General features: G+C 65.1%; 8 protein-coding genes. 7 read left to right on the plus strand and 1 reads right to left on the minus strand.

Translation table 11 applies throughout. From position 1 onward, the window contains the following. Window positions 1–417 (minus strand): acyclic terpene utilization AtuA family protein (locus WAN71_RS26435; protein WP_422228159.1); only part of this gene is annotated, 417 nt, incomplete at its 3' end. A 283-nt stretch (window positions 418–700) separates the two neighbouring features. On the opposite strand from WAN71_RS26435, the gene rpmF reads away from it, so the two are divergent. The 7 genes from rpmF to WAN71_RS26470 form a co-directional block, all read left to right on the plus strand. Beyond that, window positions 701–874 (plus strand): 50S ribosomal protein L32, encoded by a 174-nt coding sequence (rpmF, locus tag WAN71_RS26440; RefSeq protein WP_422228160.1) that lies wholly within the window; start codon window positions 701–703, stop codon window positions 872–874. A gap of 125 nt (window positions 875–999) precedes the next feature. Further along, the gene (locus WAN71_RS26445) at window positions 1,000–1,686 is read left to right on the plus strand and encodes a response regulator transcription factor (protein WP_422228165.1); all 687 of its coding nucleotides are present in this window, start codon (window positions 1,000–1,002) and stop codon (window positions 1,684–1,686) included. Further along, window positions 1,686–3,212: an ATP-binding protein gene (locus WAN71_RS26450; protein ID WP_422228161.1), complete on the plus strand. Its 1,527-nt coding sequence runs from the start codon at window positions 1,686–1,688 to the stop codon at window positions 3,210–3,212. Before WAN71_RS26445 ends, WAN71_RS26450 begins: the two co-directional genes overlap by 1 nt. Window positions 3,213–3,269: 57 nt before the next feature. Further along, the gene (locus WAN71_RS26455) at window positions 3,270–4,685 is read left to right on the plus strand and encodes a S1C family serine protease (protein ID WP_422228162.1); all 1,416 of its coding nucleotides are present in this window, start codon (window positions 3,270–3,272) and stop codon (window positions 4,683–4,685) included. Beyond that, a complete protein-coding gene (locus WAN71_RS26460) occupies window positions 4,685–5,227 on the plus strand; it encodes a MogA/MoaB family molybdenum cofactor biosynthesis protein (RefSeq protein WP_422228163.1) in 543 nt (180 codons plus the stop codon). Before WAN71_RS26455 ends, WAN71_RS26460 begins: the two co-directional genes overlap by 1 nt. Before the next feature lie 7 nt (window positions 5,228–5,234). Continuing rightward, complete coding sequence (locus WAN71_RS26465) at window positions 5,235–5,381, plus strand: hypothetical protein (RefSeq protein WP_422228164.1); 147 nt, start codon at window positions 5,235–5,237, stop codon at window positions 5,379–5,381. 144 nt (window positions 5,382–5,525) lie between these two features. Further along, window positions 5,526–5,738, plus strand: a 213-nt coding sequence (locus WAN71_RS26470; protein WP_422228166.1) for an MscL family protein, incomplete at its 3' end; no start/stop codon positions are given.

Here is a 5,738-nt window from a genome sequence, read left to right on the forward strand (position 1 = left end):
CAGGTAGGCGTTGACCGTCAGCGGCGCACCCAGCCCCAGTTCCTCGGCGCGCGGCAGCAGGTCGTCGCCTTCGACGTGGGCGACCCGGGCCTGGATACCCACCCGCTCGGCCAGGCTGCGGATCGCGTCGGCGAGGCCGGCGGGATTCAGGCCGCCGGCGTTGGCGACGATGCGCACCCCGCGGTCGTGTGCCAGCCCCAGGCACTCCTCGAGCTGCGTCAGGAAGGTCTTGGCGTAGCCGCGATCAGGGTGCTTCATCCGGTCGCGGCCGAGGATCAGCATGGTCAGCTCGGCCAGGTAATCACCGGTGAGGTAATCCAGGTCTCCGCCGGTCAGCATCTCGCGCATTGCGGAGTGCCGGTCCCCGTAGAACCCCGAGCAGTTCCCAATGCGGACCGCGGTGCTCAATGGCGCCACTCTCCCCCGCAAGCGGGAGGTGCCCCCACCTCATCGCTTCGCTCTGCATCGTCGTCGGCGCAGGCCATGCGTGTCGTCCTTCCTCCAGCCTCCAGCTGGACGCAACCAACCAACCGGTAGGTTAGCGGGTACCGCGGGTGTCACGTCAAGGATGCTCCCTTTCTCCTCCGCCACGTTCGGGTGCCGATTTTTGTGCGCAGCAGGTCACCGACTACTATCGGGAGTAACTTCGCCGTCGAGGCTGCTCGCGCGGCGACCCCTCTTCCAGTAGTAAGGCCCGATTATGGCTGTGCCAAAGCGCAGGATGTCGCGCGCGAACACCCGGAGTCGGCGCGCGCAGTGGAAGGCTGCCAAGCCCGAACTTGTGGGTGTGACGGTGGCCGGCCAGCACCACAAAGTGCCGCGCCGGTTGCTCAAGGCGGCGCGCCTCGGCCTGATTGACCTGGATCGCCGCTAACTTTTTCGCCATGAGTCCCGCCGCCCGGCAACGACGCCGGCAGCACCGCAACCTGACGAGGAGCAGGGCAATTAACCCCTGCGCCTCTCAGGACGCTCTCAGGCGATTGGATGAAACTGGTGGCCGTGCGAATTCTTATCGTTGACGACGATCGAGCGGTGCGCGAGTCATTGCGCCGGTCGCTTTCCTTCAATGGCTATTCGGTGGCATTGGCGGAAGACGGCGTAGAGGCCCTTGAGATGATCGCCGCAGATCGGCCCGACGGGCTCGTTCTCGACGTCATGATGCCGCGGCTGGACGGCCTGGAGGTATGCCGTCAGCTGCGCAGCACCGGGGACGATCTGCCGATCCTGGTGCTGACCGCCCGCGACACGGTTTCCGAGCGGGTCGCCGGCCTCGATGCCGGCGCCGACGACTATCTGCCCAAGCCGTTCGCGCTCGAAGAGTTGCTGGCCCGGCTGCGGGCCCTGCTGCGCCGAACCAAGATCGACGATTCCGGCGAATCGGTGGCGATGACGTTCGGGGACCTCACCCTCGATTCGGTGACCCGTGAAGTCACTCGCGGGCAACGCCAGATCAGCCTCACCCGCACCGAGTTCGCTCTTTTGGAGATGTTGATCGCCAATCCGCGACGGGTGCTGACTCGCAGCCGGATTCTCGAGGAGGTGTGGGGTTTTGACTTTCCCACCTCAGGCAACGCGCTGGAAGTGTATGTCGGATACCTGCGTCGCAAGACCGAAGCAAATGGAGAGCCGCGGTTGATCCACACCGTGCGAGGCGTGGGTTACGTGCTGCGCGAAACACCGCCCTAATGCCCTTGTTCCACCGGCGAAGTCGAGCTCAGCTGCGTGCCAGCACCTCGTTGTCGCTGCGGTGGCGGGTGATGCTGCTGGCGATGTCGATGGTGGCGATGGTGGTCGTCCTGATGGCCGTCGCCGTATACGCGGTGATCTCCGCGGCGCTGTACAAGGACATCGACAACCAGCTGCAGAGCCGGGCTCAGCTGTTGATCGCCAGCGGATCGTTGGCCGCCGATCCCGCGAAGGCCATTGAGGGCACCGCGTATTCGGATGTCAATGCGATGCTGGTGAACCCCGGCCGATCGATCTTCACGGCCAACCAGGAGGGCCAGACACTGCCGGTCGGACCGCCGGAAAAGGCGGTGATCCGCGGCGACCTGTTCATGTCGCGGCGTACGGCGGCCGATCAGCGGGTACTGGCAGTACACCTGCCGAATGGCAGTTCGCTGCTGATCTCCAAGAGCCTGGCGCCGACCGACGCGGTGATGACGAAGCTGCGCTGGGTGCTGTTGATTGTCGGCGGGGTTGGCGTCGCGGTCGCCGCGGTTGCCGGTGGGATGGTCACCCAGGCCGGGCTGCGTCCGGTGGGCCGGCTGACCGAGGCGGCCGAACGGGTGGCGCGCACCGACGATCTGCGGCCCATCCCGGTATTCGGCAGCGACGAGCTGGCCCGGCTGACCGATTCATTCAACTCGATGCTGCGTGCTCTGGCCGAATCTCGGGAGCGTCAGACCCGCCTGGTCGCCGATGCGGGTCACGAACTGCGCACCCCGCTGACATCGTTGCGCACCAACGTCGAACTGCTGATGGCGGCGATGGCACCGGGTGCGCCGCCACTGCCCGAACAAGAGATGGCCGATCTGCGCACCGACGTGATCGCGCAGATCGAGGAATTGTCCACGCTGGTAGGCGATTTGGTGGACCTCACCCGAGACGACGCTGGCGAAGTGATTCAGGAGCCGGTCGACGTCGCCGACGTCATCGACCGTTCCCTGGAGCGAGTGCGACGGCGCCGCAACGACGTTGAGTTCGATGTCGACGTGACGCCTTGGCAGGTCGACGGCGACCCTGCGGGCCTGTCGCGTGCAGTGCTGAACCTGATGGACAATGCCGCCAAGTGGAGTCCGTCAGGCGGGACCGTCGGTGTCAAGCTCAGGCAGTTGAACGCGACGCACGCCGAGTTGGCGGTGTCCGACCACGGACCGGGGATCCCGGCGGCTGAGCGTGCACTGGTGTTCGAGCGGTTCTTCCGCTCGACCACGGCGCGGGCGATGCCCGGCTCAGGGCTTGGGCTGGCGATCGTCAAACAGGTCGTGCTCAATCACGGCGGGGCGCTTCGCGTCGAAGAGACCGTCCCGGGCGGTGAGCCGCCGGGAACGTCGATCTACGTGTTGCTGCCGGGGCGGCCGATCCCGACATCGAAGTACCGGATTGCTGAGGCAACTGCGGCGGATGTTAACGCATCGTCAAATCCGGGGAACTCTGTAGGTCCAGCGAACGTTGTCTCAGTCGAATCTCAGACCAAGCAGGCAGGGTAGTAATCCAGTTACTGTTAAGCCTGAACCGACTGTCCAAGGAAAGAGCGACCTAGCGACATGACGAATCACCCGAGGTATTCGCCACCGCCGCAGCAGCCCGGGTACAACCCGGTGCCCGATCAGCGTGGGGCCCCAGGCTATTCCGGCCATGGGCAGCAGCAAACGTATCCTCAGCCCTTCGACTGGCGCTACGGCCAGCAGCCGCACTACCGGCAGCCGTACGGTTCTTTCGGTGGCGGTCAGGGCGGCCCGCCGCCGCAACCGGGCATGCCGCGAAAGCGTTCTCGCGCAGGAGGATTGGCTGTCGGCGCATTGGCGATCGCAGTCGTATCAGCCGGCATCGGCGGTGCGGCGGCGTCGGTAATCGAACACAACGGGCAGCTCCCTTCCATCGCCGATGGAACGTCACTGGGTGGGGCGGCTCCCAGCGTGCCGGCCGCCAACGCCCCGGTAGGCACCGTCGAACAGGTCGCCGCCAAGGTGGTACCCAGCGTGGTCATGCTCGAAACCGATCTCGGTCGGCAGTCCGAGGAGGGTTCGGGCATCATCTTGTCTTCCGACGGGCTGATCCTGACCAACAACCACGTCGTCGCCACAGCGGCCAATCCCGGTCACGCCGGTCCGCCGCACGCGCCGCCGCCCGAAGGCCACGCGCCGCCGCCGGAAGGCGTTGGCCCCCGGGACCCGGACAGCGAGCGTCCCAGCGCAACGCCGAAGACCACGGTGACCTTCTCTGACGGGCGCACCGCAGAGTTCACCGTGTTGGGGGCAGACCCCACCACCGACATCGCCGTCGTTCGGGTGAAAGGTGTTTCCGGCCTGACGCCGATCACCCTCGGGTCGTCGGCGAATTTGCGCGTCGGTCAGCCGGTGGTGGCGGTCGGGTCGCCGCTGGGCCTGGAGGGCACGGTGACCACCGGCATTGTCAGCGCACTCAACCGGCCGGTGTCGACGACTGGCGAGACGGGTAACCAGAACACCGTTCTTGACGCGATTCAGACCGACGCCGCGATCAACCCCGGTAACTCCGGCGGCGCGTTGGTCAACATGAGCGGACAGTTGGTTGGCGTCAACTCGGCGATTGCCACGCTGGGCGGCGATTCGTCCGATGCGCAGAGCGGTTCGATCGGACTTGGCTTCGCCATTCCGGTCGATCAGGCCAAGCGCATCGCCGACGAGTTGATCAAGACCGGAACAGCGTCGCATGCGTCACTGGGCATTCAGGTCACCAACGACAAGGGCACACCCGGCGCCAAAGTTGTTGAGGTGGTGCCGAACGGAGCGGCGGCAGCCGCCGGCCTGCCCAGCGGAGTCGTGGTGACCAAGATCGACGACCGTCCGGTCAACAGCGCTGACGGCTTGGTTGCCGCCGTGCGATCCAAGGCGCCTGGCGAGAAAGTCACGCTCACATTCAAGGATCCCTCGGGCGATAACAAGACCGTGCAGGTCACTCTGGGCAAGGCGCAGCAGTGATGAGAGTCCCCGCATCGTGGTCGGACCCCAGATATACGGTTGCAACTATGGAACAGGGCGCGGAGTTGGTTGGCAGGGCACTTGTCGTCGTCGTCGACGACCGGACCGCGCACGGCGATGAGGACCACAGCGGGCCACTGGTCACCGAGCTGCTCACCGAAGCGGGATTCGTTGTCGACGGCGTAGTGGCCGTCGCCGCCGACGAGGTGGAGATCCGCAACGCGCTGAACACCGCGGTGATCGGGGGAGTCGACCTGGTGGTATCGGTCGGTGGCACCGGCGTGACGCCGCGCGATGTAACCCCGGAAGCAACCAAAGAAATTCTTGATCGCGAGCTGCTCGGCATCTCCGAGGCCATCCGAGCCTCGGGCTTGTCCTCCGGCATCATCGATGCCGGCTTGTCACGTGGTCTGGCCGGGATCTCCGGGAGCACGCTGGTGGTCAACCTCGCCGGTTCGCGATACGCGGTGCGCGACGGCATGGCGACGCTGAATCCACTGGCGACGCAGATCATCGGCCAACTCTCAAGCTTGGAGATCTGACACCGGAATGGCCAAGCCAGGCAGCGACGACCCGAGCTTGCTCAACCGGGTATTCGGGACAGAGCTGCCGCAAGAGTCGACCGATGAGCGTGATCGCGACATCGATGATCGCGAGCAGTGGCTGAGGGAGAACGTACCCCCGCACCACGGGTGAACACCCAACTCGAAGATGTCACGGCATGAATACCCTTGCATGACTAATTCGCCGCAAAGCCCGCAATCACCGTCGTACGGACATACGGTTTTTCCGGGCGATCTTGTGCCGTCCTAGAAATTCGTGGCGATGGAGGTGGCTTTCGTGTTGAAAGGATTCAGAGATTTCGTAATGCGGGGTGACGTGATCACCGTCGCTGTCGGGTTGGTGGTGGCCCTGGCTTTCTCGAACCTGGTCAAGGCTTTCACCGACAGTGTGATCAATCCGCTGGTCGCCGCAGCACAGCCCCATACCACCTTCGGGTTGGGCTGGCAGCTCGGCAATGCAGGCAACAAGGAGACTTTCGTCGACATGGGA

Origin of the sequence: Mycobacterium sp. (assembly GCF_049280035.1) — a bacterium.
Classification (GTDB): Bacteria; Actinomycetota; Actinomycetes; order Mycobacteriales; family Mycobacteriaceae; genus Mycobacterium.